The sequence below is a fragment of the Accumulibacter sp. genome, assembly GCF_036625195.1.
In the GTDB taxonomy this organism is placed as follows: Bacteria; Pseudomonadota; Gammaproteobacteria; order Burkholderiales; family Rhodocyclaceae; genus Accumulibacter.
The window spans coordinates 3,845,450-3,864,782 of record NZ_JAZKUG010000001.1 but is presented as its reverse complement, the minus strand read 5'-3'; the positions used below and the strand labels follow the sequence as shown (position 1 = coordinate 3,864,782).

The window sequence follows — 19,333 nt, the reverse complement described above, 5'->3', positions numbered from 1 at the left end:
TACACCGCCCCGGAATCTGATCGACGAGATTGACACGGACGGGACCGACGGGATACTTTCAAGAAAAAGCTGGCATTGAAAATCCTGGTCTTTCCTGGTCGTCGTCAAGAGCCCGGTCCCGGCTCGATCGGGGAACCCAGGCTCGCCGCGCCCATCATCGGCATGCTGCGCGAGGGGTCGGGACGCGGCGACGAGTTTGCGCAGCAGATCACCCATCGCAGCATGGCCAGCAGGAAGCCCAACGAGCTGACCAAGGCATTCAGCACCCGCTACGATCCGCGCATCGCGGTCACCAACACTCGGCCACACTGATGGAACCGCAACAACTCAACTGGATCGCCAACTTCATCTGGGGCATTGCCGACGACGTTCTGCGGGACCTCTACGTCCGCGGCAAGTACCGCGACGTCATCCTGCCGATGACGGTGCTTCGCCGGCTCGACGCCGTCCTCGAGCCCACCAAGCAGGCCGTGCTCGACATGAAGGCCGCGCTCGACAGGGCGGCGATCACCAATCAGGACCAGGCGCTGCGCCAAGCGGCCGGCCAGGCGTTCTACAACACCTCCCGGTTCACGCTGCGCGACCTCAAGGCCCGCGCCAGCCAGCAGCAGCTCAAGGCCGACTTCGAGGCCTACCTCGACGGCTTCTCGCCGAACGTGCAGGACATCCTCGAGAACTTCGAGTTCCGTAACCAGATCCCGCGGCTCGCCAAGGCCGACGCGCTCGGCACGTTGATCGAAAGGCTGCTTTCGCCGGACATCAACCTCAGCCCCAACCCGGTGCTGGGCGGCGACGGATCGGTCAGGCACCCCGGCCTCGACAACCACGGCATGGGGACGGTGTTCGAGGAGCTGGTCCGACGCTTCAACGAAGAGAACAACGAAGAAGCCGGCGAACACTGGACGCCGCGCGATGCCGTGAAGCTCATGGCGAAGCTGCTCTTCCTGCCGATCGCCGACGAGATCGAATCCGGCACCTACCTCCTGTACGACGCCGCCTGTGGTACGGGTGGCATGCTCACGGTCGCCGAGGAGACGCTTCAGGAGCTTGCCAGCCAGCACGGCAAGCAGGTCACCACGCATCTCTACGGGCAGGAGATCAACGCCGAGACCTACGCCATCTGCAAGGCCGACCTGCTGCTCAAGGGGGAGGGCGACGCGGCGGACAACATCGTCGGCGGCCCGGAGCATTCCACGCTGGCCAACGACGCTTTCCCCTCGCGCGAGTTCGACTTCATGCTCAGCAACCCGCCCTACGGCAAGAGCTGGAAGAGCGACCTCGAGCGCATGGGCGGCAGGCAAGGCATCAAGGACCAGCGCTTCGTCATCGAACACGCGGGCGACCCCGAGTACTCGCTGATCACCCGTTCGAGCGACGGACAGATGCTGTTCCTGGCCAACATGCTCAGCAAGATGAAGCGGGGAACCAGGCTCGGCAGCCGCATCGCCGAAGTGCACAACGGGTCATCGCTGTTCACCGGCGACGCCGGCCAGGGCGAGAGCAACATCCGCCGCTGGATCATCGAGAGCGACTGGCTCGAAGCCATCGTCGCGCTGCCGCTGAACATGTTCTACAACACCGGCATCGCCACCTACGTCTGGGTGCTCACCAACCGCAAGCCGGCGCACCGCCGGGGCACGGTGCAGCTCATCGACGCCACGCAGTGGTCCAGGCCGCTGCGCAAGAACCTGGGCAAGAAGAACTGCGAGCTGTCGGACGACGACATCGGGCGCATCTGCGATGCGTTCCTGAGGTTCGAGGAGACCGAGCAATCGAAGCTCTTTCCGAACGCCGCCTTCGGCTACTGGAAGCTGACCGTGGAGCGCCCGCTGCGCCTGAAGGGCATTGACCCCGAGCGGGCGTATTCGCCGAAGGAGATCAAGGCGCTCAAGGAGAACGCCGAGCGCGCCGACGACGCGCCGCCGGTCGTCCGCAAGATCCACAGGAAGGGCACCGCGGCCGACCTGCTACGAGGATTGTTCGAGACGACGATCGCCGGCAAGCCGGCCGTCGTCGAGTACGAGCCCGACCCCGACCTGCGCGACACCGAGCAGGTGCCGCTGCTGGAGGAAGGCGGCATCGAGGCCTTCATCCGGCGGGAGGTGCTGCCGCACGCGCCCGACGCGTGGTACGTGCCGGACAGCGTCAAGACCGGCTACGAGATCAGCTTCACCCGCTACTTCTACAAGCCGCAGCCGCTGCGCACCTTGGAAGAGATCCGCGCGGACATCCTCGCGCTCGAGAAGGAGACCGAGGGCTTGCTCGGCGAAATTGTTGGCGTGCAGGCGCTGTGAGGAAGAAACGCACGCCGGTGAGCGCGGCGACCGCGGCAACCGCAGCGAGCGTACCGGTCGAAGCCGCCTTCGCCGCGGTCGTGGGCCTGATCGAGGCGGCGCGCGGGCGCGCCTGGCAGGCCGTCAACACCGAACTGATCGAGCTTTATTGGCGCATCGGCGACTATCTGCACCACAGGATCGAAGCCGACGGCTGGGCGCAGGGCACGGTGGTGCAACTGGCTGCCTACATTGCGCAGCGCGTTCCCGGCCTGCGCGGCTTCTCGCCGCAGAACCTGTGGCGCATGCGCCAGTTCTTCGAGGCGTATCGCGATGATCCAGGACTCTCACCACTGGTGAGAGTCTTGCCCTGGACGCACAACCTCATCATCCTGGGGCAGGCCAAGCGGCCCGAAGAGCGCGAGTTCTATCTGCGCATGGCCGTCGAACAACGCTGGGGCAAGCGCGAACTCGAGCGCCAGCTTCGCCTGGGCGCTTTCGAGCAGGCGGTGCTCGCGCCGCCAAAACTCTCACCGGCGGTGAGACAAACGCATGGCGACCACGTCGCCGGCGCATTCAAGGACGTCTACGCGGTCGAATTCCTGAACCTGCCCGACCCGCACACCGAAGCCGACCTGCACCGCGGCCTGCTGGCCCAGTTGCGCGCCTTCCTCATCGAGCTGGGGCGCGACTTCTGCTTCGTCGGATCCGGATTCCCGCTACAGGTGGGTGGTCGCGACTTCGCGCTCGACCTGCTGTTCTTCCATCGCGGCCTGAATTGCCTGATCGCCATCGAGCTGAAAGTCGACCGCTTCGAGCCCGAACATCTGGGCAAGCTCAACTTCTACCTCGAGGCGCTGGACCGCGACGTGCGCAAGCCGCACGAGAACCCGGCCATCGGTCTGCTGCTGTGCGCGTCGAAGGACAGCGAGGTCGTCGAGTACGCGTTGAGCCGCACGCTCTCGCCGGCATTGGTGGCCGAGTACCGGACGCAGCTGCCCGACAAGCAGATGCTGGCGGCCAAGCTGCACGAGTTCTATGCGCTGAGTGCGCCGGCGGCGGCCACCGACGAGGCTGCGCCGACGCCGCGGGGCGGCAGGAGGGCGAGGACATGATCGCTGGGCTCGGGCCGTATCCGGCGATGAAGGACTCCGGCGTGCCGTGGCTGGGGGCGGTGCCGAGCGATTGGAATGTGCAGCGCATCAAGAGGCTCTTCCGTGAGAAGGACGAGCGAAGTGGAGATGGCAACGGACTGCTTCTATCGCTGACCCGAGCGCGGGGTCTCCTGCCTCAAGCCGAAGCCTCTAACAGGCTTGCGAGCGCCCCCGACCTGTCGAAGTATAAGGTCTGTCGCCCAGGCGAACTCGTGATGAATCGGATGCAGGCGTGGTCCGGGATGTTTGCTGTGTCGGAGTATGAAGGCCTAGTCAGTCCCGACTACAGCGTTTTCGCTGCAACCGAACGCTTCGAGCTTCGCTTCTTCGAGCAGTTGTTCAAGACCCCCCTCGTCGTCGACCAGTTTGCGCAAGCGTCGAAGGGCGTTGGTAGTGGGTTTAACCGCCTCTACACACCTGAATTCGGTGCTATCCCGGTCGCCTTCCCACCTCTCCCCGAACAAGCCGCCATCGTTCGCTTCCTGGACCACGCGGACCGGCGGATTCGGCGGTACATCGGCGCCAAGCAGAAGCTGATCAAGCTGCTGCAGGAGCAGAAGCAGGCCATCATCCACCGCGCCGTCACCCGCGGCCTCGACCCCAACGTCCGCCTCAAGCCCTCCGGCGTGGAGTGGCTGGGCGATGTGCCGGAGCATTGGGAGGAGAGGCCGGCAAAGTGGTTCTTCCGCGAGGTGGATGAGCGTTCGGCCTCTGGCGACGAGGAGTTGCTCTCCGTTTCCCATCTCACCGGGGTTACGCCACGGAGTCAGAAGAGCGTCACGATGTTCATGGCCGAGTCGTACGTCGGCCACAAAGTGTGCAGATCAGGTGACTTGGTCATAAACACCATGTGGGCGTGGATGGCCGCACTTGGAGTGGCGCGACAGGTTGGACTCGTCAGTCCCGGGTATGGCGTCTATCGGCCTCGGCGGGGTTCGCCTCTGATTGGTGATTACGCAGACCTGCTGCTCCGCACGAGGCCATACGTGAGCGAGTACGTTTGCCGATCCACGGGTATTCAGTCGTCTCGCCTTCGCTTGTACCCGGAGCAGTTTCTGCGGATTCCCGTGGTCTGTCCTCCGGAAGCGGAACAACGAGCGATCTTGGAGAGCGTAGGATCGGGCACGGCCGAGATGGCCAAGGCAATTGCGGCTGCGCTGCGGGAAATCCAGTTGCTTCAGGAATACCGCACCCGCCTCATCGCCGACGTAGTGACGGGCAAGCTGGACGTTCGCGAGGCAGCGGCGCGACTACCGGAGGACGGCGAGGAGCCCGAGTCGCTGGACGTTACCGAAACACTCGGCGAGGCGGAAGAAGAATCCTCACCCAACGACCTTGACGCGGAACCCGAAGAGGCCGAGGCATGACGGTGCCGGTGCAGCCCAAGCTCTACCACATCGCGCACGTGGACCGGCTGCCGTCGATCGTGGCCGACCAGTGCCTCTGGTGCGATCGGGAAGTCGTGCGGCGGGCGCCAACGGGCACCACGATCGGCATGAATAGCATCAAGCAGCGTCGACTGAACGAGCTGCTCTTGACCAGCCATCCGGCACTGTTCGTGGGTGATTGCGTCCCCTTCTACTTCTGCCCGCGGCCGGTCATGCTGTACCTGATCGATCAGCGCAATCACCCGGAGCTCGCCTACCGGGGCGGGCAGGGACCGCTCGTCCACTTCGAGGCCGACCTGCACACCGTGGTCGCCTGGGCCGATGCACAGCCTCGCCGTTGGGCCTTCGCGCTGTCAAACGCGGGTGCGCGCTACTTCGAGGACCGCCGCGACCTCGGTCAGTTGGGCGAGATCGACTGGAACGCCGTGGATGCCCGAGACTGGCGGCAATGCAACGACGGCAAGCAGGCCGAGTTCCTGCTGGAACAGAGCTTCCCCTGGCATCTGGTGGAGCGCATCGGCGTGCAGTCGCGGGCGACCTACACCTCGGCGCTCAACGCCCTGCCGGCGCACGGACACAGGCCACCGGTCGAGGTTCGCCCGGAGTGGTATTACTGACGACTTACGAGGGGCCCGCCATGATCGAATACCGCAGCGGCGACATCCTGAAGAGCGAGGCGGAAGCGCTCGTCAACACGGTCAATTGTGTGGGGGTGATGGGGCGAGGCATCGCGCTGCAGTTCAAGAACGCCTTTCCGGAGAACTTCAAGGCCTACGCGGCTGCGTGCAAGCGCGCGCAGGCGCAGCCGGGCCGCATGTTCGTCTTCGAGACCGGGCAGCTCACGCCGCCGCGCTACATCATCAACTTCCCCACCAAGCGTCACTGGCGCGGCAAGAGCCGCATCGAGGACATCGACGCCGGCCTTGCGGCGCTGGTCGCCGAGATCCGTGCCCGGCGCATCCGCTCGATTGCGCTGCCGCCGCTCGGCAGCGGTCTGGGCGGCCTCGATTGGACGGCCGAGGTACGTCCGCGGGTCGAGGCGGCACTGCGCCCGCTCGACGACGTGCAGATCCTCGTCTACGAACCCAATGGGGCGCCGGCGTCCGACACCATGCACCACCGCCGCGAGGTCCCGCAGATGACCGCGGGGCGGGCGGCGCTGGTGGAGCTGATGCACCGATATCTCGGCGGTTTGCTCGATCCCTTCGTCACGCTGCTCGAAGTGCACAAGCTGATGTACTTCCTCCAGGAGGCGGGCGAACCGCTGCGCTTGCGCTACAAGGCCGCGCCGTACGGCCCCTATGCCGAGAACCTGCGTCACGTGCTGCACGCGATCGAAGGGCACCTGCTCGCCGGTTACGACGACGGCGGCGATGCGCCCAACAAGGCGTTGGCGCTGGTGCCGGGCGCGGTGGAGGAAGCCGCGGCATTTCTTGCCGAGCACGGACCGACGCGCGAGCGCTTCGAGCGGGTCGCGTCCCTGGTGGAAGGCTTCGAATCGCCGTTTGGCCTGGAACTGCTGTCCACCGTGCATTGGGTCATGCGCCACGAATCGGTGCACACGCTGCCCGACGTGGTCGCGCGAACCTACGCCTGGAACGACCGCAAGCGACAGTTCACGCCGCGGCAGATCGGCATTGCGGCCGAGGTGCTGACGGCCAAGGGTTGGGTGGCGCCACTGACGGAGCAAGTTTCGGCGTGACGGCATCCGACACCTCCGAGCGCGGCCTGGAGCGCCTGATCTGCACCGCGCTGACCGGCGACGCCTGTGACCCCGGTTCGGTGCCGCGCAACGTGGCGCAGCAGCGCCCTGCAGTCCACAGCGCCGGCTGGGTCGGCGGCGAGCCCGGCGACTACGACCGCGAGTACTGCGTCGACCTGCGCCAGCTCGGCATCTTCCTGCGCGCGACGCAGCGCGAGGTGGCCGAGGCGCTGGATCTGGACGGCGATAACCCGACGCGGCGCAAGTTCCTGGCGCGGCTTCAGGGTGAGGTGAGCAAGCGCGGCACCATCGACGTGTTGCGCCAGGGGATCAAGCACGGGCCGCATCACATCGACCTGTTCTACGGCACGCCCTCACCGGGCAACGCGAAGGCCGCCGTGCGTCATGCCGCCAACCGCTTCAGCGTGACGCGCCAGTTGCGCTACAGCCGCGACGAGACGCAGCGCGCGCTCGACCTGGCGCTGTTCATCAACGGCCTGCCGGTGGCCACCTTCGAGCTGAAGAACAGCCTGACCAAGCAGACAGTGGGAGACGCCGTGCAGCAGTACCAGCGCGACCGCGACCCGCGCGAGAAGCTCTTCGAGTTCGGGCGCTGCGTGGTGCACTTCGCCGTGGACGACCACGAAGTGCGCTTCTGTACCCACCTGCAGGGCAAGGGCTCGTGGTTCCTGCCGTTCAACCTGGGCTGGAACGACGGCGCCGGCAACCCGCCCAATCCGAACGGGCTGAAGACCGACTACCTGTGGAAGCGCGTCCTCACGCGGGCGGGCCTGACGGATATCCTGGAGAACTACGCGCAGGTCATCGAGAGCAGGGAGCACAAGACCGGCAGGAAGAAGGTGCTGCAGGTCTGGCCGCGCTTTCACCAGCTCGACGTGGTGCGCCGGCTGCTCGCCGACGCGCGGGCCAACGGCGCGGGCCGGCGGTATCTGATCCAGCACTCGGCGGGCAGCGGCAAGTCGAACTCGATTGCCTGGCTCGCGCACCAGCTGATCGGGCTCAAGAAGGACGATGCGACGGTGTTCGACTCGATCATCGTCGTCACCGATCGGCGCATCCTCGACCAGCAGATCCGCGACACCATCAAGCAGTTCGCGCAGGTGGGCGCGACGGTCGGGCACGCCGAGTATTCGGGCGACCTGCGCAAGTTCATCGCCGAGGGCAAGAAGATCATCATCTCCACGGTGCAGAAGTTCCCGTTCATCCTCGACGCGATCGGCGCCGAGCACCGCGGGCGCAGGTTCGCGATCGTCATCGACGAGGCGCATTCGAGCCAGGGCGGGCGCACGTCGGCGGCGGTGTCGATGGCGCTCTCGGCGGCCGGTGCGGAGGACGACGACGAGACCCTGGAGGACCGGATCAACCGGCTGATGGAGGCCAGGAAGCTGCTGCCCAACGCCAGCTACTTCGCCTTCACGGCGACGCCCAAGAACAAGACGCTGGAGATCTTCGGTGAGCCCGACCCACAGGCCGAAGGCACGGTGAAGCACCGGCCGTTCCACAGCTACACCATGAAACAGGCGATCCAGGAGGGCTTCATCCTGGACGTGCTCAAGTACTACACGCCGGTCGACAGCTACTACAAGCTCATCAAGAAGGTCGCGAGCGACCCGGAGTTCGACACCAAGCGGGCGAAGAAGAAGCTGCGCCGCTACGTCGAGAGCCACGACCACGCGATTCGGCTCAAGGCCGAGATCATGGTGGACCACTTCCACGAGCAGGTGCTGGCGCTGAACAGGATCGGCGGCCAAGCGCGCGCGATGGTGGTGACGAGCGGCATCGAGCGCGCGATCCAGTACTTCCACGCCATCCGTGACTATCTGGCCGAGCGCAGGAGCCGCTGCCGGGCGATCGTCGCCTTCTCCGGCGAGTACGAGTACGGCGGCGCGAAGCTGACCGAGGCGTCGCTCAACGGCTTTCCGTCGAGCCAGATCGCCGACAGGATCCAGCAGGACCCGTACCGGTTTCTGATCTGTGCCGACAAGTTCCAGACCGGCTACGACGAGCCGCTGCTGCACACGATGTACGTGGACAAGCAGCTCTCCGGCATCAAGGCGGTGCAGACGCTGTCGCGCCTGAACCGCGCGCATCCGAAGAAGCACGACGTGTTCGTGCTCGACTTCATGAACGATGCCGACACGATCCGGCAGGCGTTCGCCGACTACTACCGCACGACGATCCTCGCCGAGGAAACCGACCCCAACAAGCTGCACGACCTGAAGGCGGCGCTCGACGGCTACCAGGTCCATGCCGCCGCGCAGGTGGACGAATTCGTCGCGCTTTACCTCGGCGGTGCGGACCGTGACAAGCTCGACCCGGTGCTCGATGCCTGCGTCGCCGATTACCGCGAGCGGCTGGACGAGGATGGGCAGGTGGACTTCAAGGGCAAGGCGAAGGCCTTCCTGCGCACCTATGGGTTTCTCTCGTCGATCTTGCCGTACACGAACGCCGAGTGGGAGAAGCTCTCGATCTTCCTGAGCTTTCTCGTCCCCAAGCTGCCGGCGCCCGTCGAGGAAGACTTGGCGAAGGGCATCCTCGAAGCGATCGACATGGACAGCTACCGCGTCGAGAAGCAGGCGGCGGCCCAGATCCAGCTACCCGATGCCGATGCCGAGATCCGGCCCGTGCCCACCACGGGCGGCGGCCGCAAGCCCGAACCGGAGCTGGACCGGCTCTCGAACATCCTCAAGGCGTTCAACGACCAGTTCGGCAACATCCCCTGGTCCGATGCCGACCGGGTGCACAAGCTGATCACCGAGGACATCCCGAAGCGAGTGGCAGCCGACAAGGCATACCGGAACGCGCGCCAGAACTCCGACAGGCAGAACGCCCGCATCGAGCACGACAAGGCGCTCGCACGAGTCATGACTGCCGTGCTGAAGGACGACACGGAGCTGTTCAAGCAGTTCATGGACAACGAGTCGTTCAGGCGTTGGCTGACGGATACGGTGTTCGGGTTGACGTATGAGCAGTCCGCTGCAGACGGCTGAACCACGCATCGGCACTGCCGGCCCACGGGCGCGGTTCAGCCGCCGTGGTCCGCCTGCTCGGCGTCGCGGGCGAGGCGGATGCCGGAGAATTGCCAGCACGCCGATGCCGGGAAGAAGTTGCGGTAGCTGGCGCGCACGTGCGCGTCGGGGGTGACGCACGAACCGCCGCGGAGGACGTACTGATTGACCATGAACTTGCCGTTGTACTCGCCCACGGCGCCAGCTCCGGCGCGGAAACCGGGATACGGTTCGTAGCTCGAACGTGTCCATTCCCAGGCGTCGCCGAACAACTGCGCCAAACCGTCAGCGACGGCGGCAGCGGGGTGAAACTCGCGCCGACCGGCAAAGTGGCCGGCAACCGGCAGCGTGGCGGCGGCGTTCTCCCATTCCGCCTCGGTCGGCAGCCGCGCCCCGGCCCAGCGTGCGTAGGCATCGGCCTCGTAATACGAGACATGCACGACCGGCCGCTGCCGATCGAGGGGAACGAGGCCGCCCAGGGTGAATTCCTGCCAATCCCCCGGCCGCTGCCAGTAAAGCGGCTGGCGGCGGCTCTCCTCCAGCCGCCAGTCCCAGCCCTCGGCGAGCCAATGCACGGGATCGGCGTAGCCTCCAGCCTCGACGAACTGCAGGAACTCGCCGTTGGTGACCAGGCGCGAGGCCAGCCGATAGGGCTCGAGGAAGACGCGATGGCGCGGCGTTTCATTGTCGTAGCAGAAGTCGGTGCCGGCATGACCGATCGCGACGATGCCGCCGGGAAAGTCGTGCCAGCTCATCGCCGGTGCGGCTGCGGCCGCCGGCGGCCTGGCCGCGTAGCCGGGGGCCAGGGGGTTGTGGGAAAAGAGGTGTTTGAGGTCGGTCAGGATCAGTTCCTGATGCTGCTGTTCATGGTGTAGCCCGAGGGTGAGCAATGCCGCCAGATCCGGATCGGGATCTGCCTCGCTCGCGGCCAGCAGGATGCGCACGCGGCGATCGACGTCGGCGCGATAGGCGAGAACCGTGCTCAGATTCGGGCGCGTCAACAGCCCGCGCTGCGGCCGCGGGTGCCTGTCGCCGACGGCGTTGTAGTACGAGTTGTAGAGCACCCGGAAAGCGGCGTGAAATGGCTTGAAGTCGCGCTCCCAGCGTTCGAGGACGAAGGTCTCGAAGAACCAGGTGGTATGCGCAAGATGCCATTTCACCGGGCTCGCATCGGGCATCGACTGCACACAGCAGTCCTCTGCCGACAGGGGGGCGAGCAGCGCCAGACTGGCATCACGCAGCAACTGGTAGCGGGCGGCGAGGTGGTTCGCATTCATCGAGCCATACTCCATGAGGTCGTCAGGGTCGGGCAAGCAGCACGGCAAAGCCGCGCCCGGGATCGGTCCAGCACGAGCGCCTGGCGAAGCCGGCGTGCTCGAGCAGGCCGACGAAATCGGCGATGCGGTACTTGTAGCTGTTCTCGGTGTGGATGCGTTCGCCGCGGCGAAAGTGCCGGCTACCGCCCGGCCACGTCACCAGCGTGTCGGCATGGGCCTCCAGATGCATCTCGATACGCGACTTCTCGCCGTTGAAGAGGGCACGGTGTCGCCATTGGGCGAGGTCGAAATCGGCGCCGAGCAGCCGGTTGAGGTGCTTCAGGACGTTCAGGTTGAAGGCGGCGGTCACCCCGTCAGCATCATCGTAGGCCGCTTCGAGCACAGCCACGTCCTTGACCAGATCGACACCGATCAGCAAGGCGCCATCCGCGGCCAGCAGACAGCGCACGCGACGCAGCAGGGCAAGCGCCGCCGGTGGGTCGAAGTTGCCGATCGACGAGCCGGGATAGAAGACCAGCCGCCGACCCGTCGGAATGTCGTCGGGCAGGGCAAGCTCGTCCAGGAGGTCGGCGACCACGGGGCGAACGTCGAGCGCCGGAAAGGCGGCACGCAGGCCAGCAACGGCCCGGTGCAGAAAGTCGGCCGAGATGTCGACGGCGACGAAGCACCTCGGCTCGATCAGCGCGCAGAGGTGGCGCGCCTTTTCGCAGTTGCCGGCGCCGAGTTCGATCACCGTCGCGCCGCGGCCGATCTGCCGACCGATTTCCTCGCCGTGGGCCTGCATGATCGCGCGCTCGGTACGCGTGAGGTAGTACTCCGGCAAGCGCGTAATCCGCTCGAAGAGCACCGAGCCCTCGGCATCGTAGAAATACTTCGGGGAAATGGCGGCCCGCGCCGCGCCAAGCCCGGCGGCGATTTCCGTGATTTCTGCGGCAAGGGCAGGGGAATCTGGGGGCAATTCCGCGTTCTCCAGTCGTGTCCAGTGGTGGTTTCGGATGTCTCGAACTTCCGGCTTCCGTCGATCCCGGAGCGGTCAGGCCGCCGGCTGCGTCAGGCGCGCATGCCGCCACTCCCGGTCGGGTCGCCGGGCAGCGGCAAACCTTACAACACTTCCGGCCGGGCTGGCGAGAAAAGGCAAGCCGCATGCGCGCGGTGTGGCACCCCTGGTCGACAGCGTGGCTCATCTGGGCTGATGACCGCCAGGCGACCGCGCTTGACCTATACTCACCGCTCCCCTTGAGCCGCCTGACCACCCCGCCGCCGCGAGGAGCACGCAATGCCTGATGTTACGCCCCCCGGAGCCGACCCGTTTGCCGCCGAGTTGCAGGCGCGGCTTGCCGGCGCGATTGCCCTGCGCGGGCCGGCCCATGTGCCGCGCACGCATCACCTCGACGCCGACGGCCGCCCGCTGTTCATCAACCGACTGGCGCTGGAGACCAGCCCCTACCTGCTGCAGCACGCGCACAACCCGGTGAACTGGTTCCCCTGGGGTGACGAAGCGTTCGCCGAAGCGCGGCGGCTCGGCCGGCCCGTATTTCTGTCGATCGGGTATTCGACCTGCCACTGGTGCCACGTGATGGAGGCCGAGTCCTTCGAGGACGAGGCGATCGCCCGTTTCATCAACCGTCACTACGTCGCCGTCAAGGTTGATCGCGAGGAGCGCCCCGACATCGACGCCGTCTACATGAGCGCCGTGCAGCAACTGACCGGCGCCGGCGGCTGGCCGATGAGCGTCTGGCTGACAGCGGCGCGCGAACCCTTTTTCGCCGGCACCTACTTCCCGCCGCGCGACGGCGGCCGCGGCGGCCAGCGCGGCTTCCTGTCGCTGCTCGGCGCCTTGTCCGAAACCTTCCAGCGCGATCCGGAGCGTGTCGGGCAGGCGTGCGCGGCGCTGGTCGAGGCGATTCGCCACGACATGCAGGGCGCGTACGGAGCAGGCAGCGCCGAGGCGACCATCGGCTTGCCCGGCGGTGACGTCATCGACGCCACCGTCGACCATTACCGGAAGGCCTTCGATGCCCGACATGGCGGCCTGAGCCGGGCGCCGAAGTTCCCTTCGCACATCCCGGTGCGCCTGCTGCTGCGCCATCACCAGCGCACCGGCGATACCGACGCACTGCGCATGGCGACCCTGACGCTGGAAAAGATGGCCGCCGGAGGCCTCTACGATCAGCTTGGCGGCGGCTTTCACCGCTACTCCACCGACGTCCGCTGGTTGGTCCCGCATTTCGAAAAGATGCTCTACGACAACGCGCTGCTGGTCGTGGCCTACGCCGAGGCGTTTCAGGTCACCGGCCGCGCGGACTTCGCACGCGTCGCGCGCGAGACCTGCGACTACATCCTGCGCGAGATGACGGACGCCGGCGGCGGCTTCTACTCGGCAACCGATGCGGATTCGGAAGGCGAGGAAGGACGCTTCTTCGTCTGGCGCGAGGACGAGATCCGGCGCGAACTGGACGCTCTCGGCGACGGCGAGACGACCGAAGCTTTCCTTGCCCACTATGACGTGCATCCGGGCGGCAACTGGGAAGGCCACACCATCCTCAACGTGCCGCATCCCGACGAAGCCGCCTGGGAGGCGCTGGCCGCTGCGCGCGCCAGGCTCTACGCGGTACGCGCCAGGCGCACGCCGCCCTTGCGCGACGAGAAGATTCTCGCCGCCTGGAACGGGCTGATGATCTCGGCCCTCGCCGTTGCCGGACGCACTCTCGACGCACCGCACTATGTCGCTGCGGCGGTGCGCGCGGCGGATTTCGTTCTCACTCGCCTGCGCGGCGCCGACGGCGGACTCCGCCGCAGCTTCAAGGACGGTCAGGCCCGGCAAGCGGCCTTCCTGGACGACCATGCCTTCCTCGCGGCGGGCCTCATCGACCTCTACGAAGCGACCTTCGACGTACGCCACCTGCGCGACGCCCTGGCGCTGGCCGAGACCACCGAGCGCCTGTTCGCCGATCCGGCGGGCGCCTGGTTCATGAGCAGCGAGGCGCACGAGAGCTTGATCGCGCGCGAAAAACCCGCCTACGACGGCGCCGAACCTTCCGGCACCTCGGTCGCCCTGCTGAACGCGCTCCGCCTCGGCGTGCTCACCGACGACGAGCGCTGGCGCCGGATCGCCGAACGCGGCCTGCGTGCCCATGCCCGGGTACTCGGCGAGCGGCCAACCGCCATGACCGAAGCCCTCCTGGCCGTCGATTTCGTGGCCACGGCGCCGCGCCAGATCGCCGTCGTCTGGCCGGACGGCGCGGCGACGGCGGCCGCAGCCCTGCTGGCCGTTGTCGGTCGACACTTCGTGCCTGCACGCGCAGTCGCCGCGGCGTCGGAGTCAGCCATCGCAGCACTGGCGCAATCGATCCCCTTTGTCGGCGACAAGGTCGCGCTGGGCGGCCGCCCAACCGCGTATGTCTGCCGCCACGGACGCTGCAAGCTGCCGGTGAGCGATGCGGCAGGGCTGGAGGCTCAGCTGCGCGACGCGGGCTCCTGAACTCCTCAGGCTCGCGGATGGGCGGCTTGCCCGTAGCGCGCCGGTCAGCGCGGCGGCGGATGGTCGACGTACCGCACCGAATCGAGGATGCGCTGAACTTCCTTTTCGCCCTCGGCAGCCTGGAACACCAAGAAAAAGGTGAAGCAGGAGCCCCGATGGTAGGGGAACCAGTTCAGCGCTGATTGCCGGCACCACGCTGTTCCTTTTCTCCTCATCGCCAGTGCCGGGAGATTCGCGAATCGTTGACGCGACCTTCACATCGACTCGTCGACGACGTCGGCAACCGTGGTTCGGCGATCCAGAGCGCCAACGCTTTCCTCGAGCCCCTCGGCGCGCAGGATGTCGCGCGCCGCAGCGTGTGCGGCCACCAGCCGCAGGCGTATCCCCGCTGCCTGCAGTTCCTGATGCAGCCTCGCCAGCATGCGTGCGCCGGCGAGATCGACCGTCGGCGAAGTCGACAGGTCGAAGACGGCCAGCGACACCGGTTCGGGCGCGGCTTGGATCCGCTGCCAGATCGCTGCCCGCACATGCTCGACGTTGAAGTAGAGCAGCGACGACTCGACGCGCAGCAGCAGCGCTCCGGGGACGCCCACGTTGTCCGGATTGCGCCCGATGTCGGAGTAAACCCGCGTCCCCGGAATGCGACCGAGGAAGGCGACGTGCGGGTGTGCGGCGCGTCGGATGAGCAGCAGGAGCGACACCAGGACGGCGACGATCACTCCCTTGAGAATGCCGAGTACCAGAACACCGGTGAAGGCGACCATCGAGACGCCGAACTCGAAACGGCTGACTCGCCACAGATGTCGCAGTTCGCCGATGTTGATGAGGCCCTTGACGGCAACCAGCACGATCGCTGCCAGAACCACGTTCGGCAGGTTGTACAGCAGTTCCGTCAGGTACATCAGGCAAAGGCCGATCGTCACCGAGGCGAAAACCAGAGCGAGCGGTGTCCGGGCGCCGGCCTTGTCGTTGACCGACGACTGCGACAGGCCGCCGGCAACCGGATAGGCCTGGAAGAGTCCCGCAGCCAGGTTCGCCGCGCCGATTCCGAGAAGTTCCTGGCGCGCATCGATCTCGTAACCGCGGGCCTGCGCCAGCGCGCGCGCGGCCGAAACACTTTCGACGTAGGCGAGCAACAGGCAGGCGAAGGCGAGGGGGATCACCCCGTCAACATCGCGTACCCGCAAGTCCGGTAGCCGAAAGTCGGGCAGACCCTGCGGCAATGCGCCGACGATCCTGAAGCCGTGCTCGCCGAGTGGGGTCAGCGACAGCAAGACAATCGAAACTACCACTACCAGGAGCGCGACCGGGCGCCCCGGCAGGAACTTCTCCCCGAGCAGCAACACCGCGAGCGCGGCCAGACCGAAAGCGAGCACGGCAAAATTGGTATCCGGGAGCTGGCCGGCCAGGGTGACGACGGATTCGAAGAAGCCGTGCCCACCACCCTGGACGCCGAACAGCTTGGGCAGTTGGGTCACCGCAATGGTCAGTGCCGCGCCCGCCTTGAAACCCAGGAGGATGGTTTCGCTGATGAAGTTGACCAGCGAACTCAGGCGGAACAGCCACGCCAGCACGCACATGAGCGCGATGACCAGCGCAGTCAGTGCGGCAATCGACGCCCAGCGTCCCGGATCGCCCTGCGCCATGCCGGCGACGGTGACGCCGACCAGCATCGAGATCGCCGAGGTGGGACCGATCGCCAGCTGGCGTGACGACCCGAACAGCGCATAGAACAGGCCGCCAACGAGATAGCAGTAGATGCCGTATTGCGGCGGCAGGCCGGCGAGCGAGGCGTAGGCGAGCGACACCGGGATGCCGTAGGCGGCCAGTGTAACGCCCGCGACCGCGTCGTGTGCCAGCCAGGTTGTCCGATACGAGGCGAGCCACTGTGCCGGGGGAAAGACCGCGCGCCAGCCGGTAACCGCGGCTTCGCGTGCCTGGGCGTTTGCGGCTTGCGATGCCTCGGCATCCGGCGCAGGACTCACGGACCGTCCTCGACCTGGGCCTCGAGTCGTCCTTCGCGGACTGCCTTGACGAAAGCTCGGTAGTCACGCTGATTCTGGTCGCTGTACTCGACGGCGAACTCGCAGATCGCATCGTCGAAGGCGGTGTTCGAACCCATGTAGCCGGCGATCAGTGCCGCGTCGCCGGAACGTGCATGCGCCCGCGCCAGTGCCCAGGCACAGAGTCTGCCGTAGGCCAGCAGGAGGTCGACGTCCCAGCCCTCGATGATCGCGCTGATCTTGACGTCGCGCAGTTGGCGGATGTAGTAATCCGTGCCATCCAGTCCTCTGGTCCAGCCGAGGAAGATGTCGGAAGCGACCTGCATCAGGCGCTGCCCGGCAATCACGCGCTGGCCATGGTTCGCATGGAGGCTCTGCCCAGCATACGGCTCGAGCACCGACGCCCTCGCCTCCTTGACCTGCAGGAAGAGTGGGTCATTGTCGGCGGCCATGAACAGCGCGATCGAACACCTGGTGCCGACGCTGCCAACCCCGACGACCTTGGCTGCCAGATCGAAAAAACGGAAACGGTCGAACAGCACGCGCACGTGCTCGGCCAGCGACTCGCGATAGCTGGCCAGGGCGTCTCTGTACTGCGTCGCAAATCCCGGGGTCTGCTCCTCGCTGTGGTGAAAGATCAGCGGTGGATCATCCTTGATCCGGGGCAGCGCGCCGTGGTGTTCGGCAAGCTTCGGGAAGATGAATTCGGCAGCGCTCTGCTGGCGGGCCTTCTGCAGCCGTCGGGCGATTCGCTTCCTGACCTCCTCGCTGCCGGCTTCAGCCATCACGCGCTCGACGGTAATCGTGTCGTACCAGACTTCGAGCGCGCGCATCGAGGAATAGTCGGCCATCCGTTCCCGATACGCGCGCACGGTCGCCGTCGCCGCTTTTGCCGCTTCGCTCTCATTGAGCCGAAGATGATGTGCGGCAATCACGACACTCGCCGTCAGGCGCTTGAGATCCCATTCCCAGGGCGCGGGCAGCGTCTCATCGAGGTCGTTGATGTCGAACACCACCTGCCGTTCGGGCGTGGCAAAGCCGCCGAAATTCAGCAGGTGCGCGTCGCCGCAGGCCTGCACCCGGATGCCGGAGGTTGGCGTCGTTGCCAGATCGGCGGCCATGATCGCAGCCGAGCCGCGGTAGAAGGCAAACGGCGACTGCAGCATGCGGCCGAAGCGGATCGGCACGAGTTCAGGCAAACGACCGACATTCGATTCGACCAACAGCTCGAGCGGATCGCGTCGCTTCTTCGGCGCCTTCCAGCCGCCCTGCGCCTCGCGCGGCGCTGCTTCGCGCAGGGCCTTGCCCTGCGCACGACGCTCATCGGGTGAAAGGACCGCTGCCTGCAGATCGTTGCTGGCAACTGCCCCGATGTCATCCGTCTTGCCCCTTTTCATCCAAGAACTCCTTCCGTAGAGAATGCCTGCCAATGAATTATAGGCAATCGGCTGCGGCATCGCTGCCGTGGCGAGACTCGCCGGGGCGGCCTGCACATTGAACCTTGGGCTTCGATATGAGCCAGTCCTGGGGTGCAGCCCCGGGCACCGGGTTCCTTGCTGCCAGTCCGCCGTTTCGTTGACGCAGGCCTGACGAGTGTCGACCGTATCCACTACTCTGCTTTTCCGACGGATACCCGTCAACGCCAATGCCTGCGCTGCACCGCTTCCATCCTCCTGCCCTGATGGTTCTCTCTGCCGACCTCGCGAGCCACGCCCGTGGGCAGGCCACGGTCTTCGTCGGCACCGCCGGGAGCGTACTGGAGCGCAGCAACGCCGATGGGTTTCGCTTTTGCGCCCACCAGTTCTACGACGGCGACGGAAAGAAGCGCGAACGGTACGTGGCTGGCCCCATCGGAGCGCCCGAACCGGATGCGACGGCCCGGGCTCTCCGGCTTGCCGTCGTCGAAACCAAGGCAGCCACCACCTGAGTTATCTGCTGGCGAGTCTGTTGCTGGCCAGGGAAGGGTGCTGCATGGTTCGGGTGCCGTTGCCCGAGCGTTTCGCCCTGCACAAGCTCATGGCGTCCCAGTTGCAGGTTGATCGGTGGGGGGCAAGTCCGAGAAGGACCTGTTGCAGGCCGCGGTGCCTGCTGCGGCCGCTGCTGGAGAACGATCACCCGCGTGCCTGGGACGAACTCAACCCGGAATAGTCCGCGCCCGCTTGCCCGCCTTTTCCGTCGGACACGGTTCCACAAGGGGCCGACCGACGCACGGGCGTCGGTACTGGACCGTGCATTCCGACACGAGCTACGGCAGGCACCTGCGGGGCGGTGCTCCCGCCCCTCATCACTACTTGGCCGGTGTCGCCTTCGCCTTGCCTGCCTGGACGCCCTGCTGGTAGGCGCGTTGCTCCCTTTGCTGCTGCTGGTCGTAGAGGAAGCCCCCGGCAGCGCCGATCGCCGCGCCACCCGCTGCCCACGCCCACTCGCCGGTGACCGCGCCCACCACGACGCCGGCGCCGGTGCCGATGGCGGCGCCGCTCAAGGTGCGCTGCTCGGTCGAGCTCATGTTGGCGCAGCCGCCGATGGCGAGCATGCCCGCCAGCAACGGAACGCCGATCAATCCATGTTTCATCGTTCTACTCCTCATGTACGTGGTCTTTCCAGGCGGCCGCGCGCCACTACTTGCGGCAAGGGTACTTCTCGCCGGCAAAGCGGAAGAGGGTGTCGATCGCACCCGCGTTCATCAGTTGCGGGCGGGCGTTGGCCCAGGCGACGAAGTCACTCGCCACCTGCGAGCGCTTGGGGCTGGGGTCGGGAACGCAGACGAAGCGGTCGGCGGGTTGTGTCGATGCGTCGTAATAGCCGTAGGCTCCGGCCAGGACGCCATGGCAGAAGGCGAGGGCGGTGGCGTGGTCGGGATCCGACTCCGGTACGCTGCACACCTTCACCAGTTCGCCGGCATTGCGGATGCGGTACTGGTCGGGTGGAACCGCGTGGGCGGTGGCGGTGAGCGTAGCGGCGGCGGCAAGAAGGGCAATGCGCATGTCAGGTACCTCCGGTGGGGCGGGCGACGGTGCCGTCGCCCG

At 66.4% G+C, this 19,333-nt stretch carries 15 protein-coding genes; 9 read left to right on the top strand and 6 right to left on the bottom strand.

Annotation, left to right across the window (positions count from 1 at the left end):
* The first annotated feature begins 75 nt into the window (after positions 1-75).
* The 7 genes from V5B60_RS16930 (at position 76) to V5B60_RS16900 (ending at position 9,528) form a co-directional block, all read left to right on the top strand.
* Positions 76-312: a hypothetical protein gene (locus V5B60_RS16930; RefSeq protein ID WP_332348458.1), complete on the top strand. Its 237-nt coding sequence runs from the start codon at positions 76-78 to the stop codon at positions 310-312.
* Positions 312-2,294 (top strand): type I restriction-modification system subunit M, encoded by a 1,983-nt coding sequence (locus V5B60_RS16925; protein WP_332348456.1) that lies wholly within the window; start codon positions 312-314, stop codon positions 2,292-2,294. The genes V5B60_RS16930 and V5B60_RS16925 overlap by 1 nt, the downstream gene beginning before the upstream one ends.
* A 17-nt stretch (positions 2,295-2,311) precedes the next feature.
* Positions 2,312-3,388 (top strand): PDDEXK nuclease domain-containing protein, encoded by a 1,077-nt coding sequence (locus V5B60_RS16920; RefSeq protein WP_332348454.1) that lies wholly within the window; start codon positions 2,312-2,314, stop codon positions 3,386-3,388.
* Complete coding sequence (locus V5B60_RS16915; protein ID WP_332348452.1) at positions 3,385-4,794, top strand: restriction endonuclease subunit S; 1,410 nt, start codon at positions 3,385-3,387, stop codon at positions 4,792-4,794. The genes V5B60_RS16920 and V5B60_RS16915 overlap by 4 nt, the downstream gene beginning before the upstream one ends.
* Positions 4,791-5,432 carry a type II toxin-antitoxin system toxin DNA ADP-ribosyl transferase DarT gene (darT, locus tag V5B60_RS16910; protein ID WP_332348450.1) on the top strand — a complete coding sequence of 214 codons (642 nt, stop codon included), beginning with the start codon at positions 4,791-4,793 and terminating at the stop codon, positions 5,430-5,432. The genes V5B60_RS16915 and darT overlap by 4 nt, the downstream gene beginning before the upstream one ends.
* Before the next feature lie 20 nt (positions 5,433-5,452).
* Complete coding sequence (gene darG, locus V5B60_RS16905; RefSeq protein ID WP_332348448.1) at positions 5,453-6,517, top strand: type II toxin-antitoxin system antitoxin DNA ADP-ribosyl glycohydrolase DarG; 1,065 nt, start codon at positions 5,453-5,455, stop codon at positions 6,515-6,517.
* A gap of 92 nt (positions 6,518-6,609) precedes the next feature.
* Positions 6,610-9,528, top strand: coding sequence for a type I restriction endonuclease subunit R (locus V5B60_RS16900; RefSeq protein WP_434735383.1), 2,919 nt, complete (start codon positions 6,610-6,612; stop codon positions 9,526-9,528).
* Between the two features lie 35 nt (positions 9,529-9,563).
* Here V5B60_RS16900 and egtB read toward each other — a convergent pair whose 3' ends face one another.
* Both egtB and egtD read right to left on the bottom strand, forming a co-directional pair.
* Positions 9,564-10,823 (bottom strand): ergothioneine biosynthesis protein EgtB, encoded by a 1,260-nt coding sequence (gene egtB / locus V5B60_RS16895; protein WP_332348443.1) that lies wholly within the window; start codon positions 10,821-10,823, stop codon positions 9,564-9,566.
* Positions 10,824-10,845: 22 nt separating this feature from the next.
* Positions 10,846-11,781, bottom strand: a complete 936-nt coding sequence (gene egtD, locus V5B60_RS16890) for an L-histidine N(alpha)-methyltransferase (RefSeq protein WP_332348441.1) — start codon at positions 11,779-11,781, stop codon at positions 10,846-10,848.
* A gap of 318 nt (positions 11,782-12,099) precedes the next feature.
* Between egtD and V5B60_RS16885 the strand changes: the two genes are divergently transcribed.
* Positions 12,100-14,304 (top strand): thioredoxin domain-containing protein, encoded by a 2,205-nt coding sequence (locus V5B60_RS16885; RefSeq protein ID WP_332348439.1) that lies wholly within the window; start codon positions 12,100-12,102, stop codon positions 14,302-14,304.
* A gap of 254 nt (positions 14,305-14,558) precedes the next feature.
* Here the strand turns inward: V5B60_RS16885 and V5B60_RS16880 are convergent, their stop codons facing one another.
* Positions 14,559-16,289 (bottom strand): SulP family inorganic anion transporter, encoded by a 1,731-nt coding sequence (locus V5B60_RS16880; RefSeq protein ID WP_332348437.1) that lies wholly within the window; start codon positions 16,287-16,289, stop codon positions 14,559-14,561.
* Positions 16,286-17,704, bottom strand: coding sequence for a DUF2252 domain-containing protein (locus V5B60_RS16875; protein WP_332348435.1), 1,419 nt, complete (start codon positions 17,702-17,704; stop codon positions 16,286-16,288). Before V5B60_RS16875 ends, V5B60_RS16880 begins: the two co-directional genes overlap by 4 nt.
* Before the next feature lie 248 nt (positions 17,705-17,952).
* On the opposite strand from V5B60_RS16875, the gene V5B60_RS16870 reads away from it, so the two are divergent.
* Entirely contained in the window at positions 17,953-18,234 is a 282-nt protein-coding gene (locus V5B60_RS16870) for a hypothetical protein (RefSeq protein WP_332348433.1), read from the top strand.
* 360 nt (positions 18,235-18,594) lie between these two features.
* On the opposite strand, the gene V5B60_RS16865 is transcribed toward V5B60_RS16870, so the two are convergent.
* Both V5B60_RS16865 and V5B60_RS16860 read right to left on the bottom strand, forming a co-directional pair.
* Positions 18,595-18,879, bottom strand: coding sequence for a YMGG-like glycine zipper-containing protein (locus tag V5B60_RS16865; RefSeq protein ID WP_332348431.1), 285 nt, complete (start codon positions 18,877-18,879; stop codon positions 18,595-18,597).
* Between the two features lie 46 nt (positions 18,880-18,925).
* Positions 18,926-19,291: a Rap1a/Tai family immunity protein gene (locus tag V5B60_RS16860; protein WP_332348429.1), complete on the bottom strand. Its 366-nt coding sequence runs from the start codon at positions 19,289-19,291 to the stop codon at positions 18,926-18,928.
* Positions 19,292-19,333: the final 42 nt, after the last annotated feature.

Bases quoted from the DNA above. Each gene is read 5' to 3' on its own strand.
- V5B60_RS16885 (WP_332348439.1), top strand. From the start codon at position 12,100: ATGCCTGATGTTACGCCCCCCGGAGCCGACCCGTTTGCCGCCGAGTTG.
- V5B60_RS16860 (WP_332348429.1), bottom strand. From the start codon at position 19,291: ATGCGCATTGCCCTTCTTGCCGCCGCCGCTACGCTCACCGCCACCGCC.
- egtB (WP_332348443.1), bottom strand. From the start codon at position 10,823: ATGAATGCGAACCACCTCGCCGCCCGCTACCAGTTGCTGCGTGATGCC.
- V5B60_RS16915 (WP_332348452.1), top strand. From the start codon at position 3,385: ATGATCGCTGGGCTCGGGCCGTATCCGGCGATGAAGGACTCCGGCGTG.
- V5B60_RS16925 (WP_332348456.1), top strand. From the start codon at position 312: ATGGAACCGCAACAACTCAACTGGATCGCCAACTTCATCTGGGGCATT.
- darG (WP_332348448.1), top strand. From the start codon at position 5,453: ATGATCGAATACCGCAGCGGCGACATCCTGAAGAGCGAGGCGGAAGCG.
- V5B60_RS16875 (WP_332348435.1), bottom strand. From the start codon at position 17,704: ATGAAAAGGGGCAAGACGGATGACATCGGGGCAGTTGCCAGCAACGAT.
- V5B60_RS16870 (WP_332348433.1), top strand. From the start codon at position 17,953: ATGCCTGCGCTGCACCGCTTCCATCCTCCTGCCCTGATGGTTCTCTCT.
- V5B60_RS16865 (WP_332348431.1), bottom strand. From the start codon at position 18,879: ATGAAACATGGATTGATCGGCGTTCCGTTGCTGGCGGGCATGCTCGCC.
- darT (WP_332348450.1), top strand. From the start codon at position 4,791: ATGACGGTGCCGGTGCAGCCCAAGCTCTACCACATCGCGCACGTGGAC.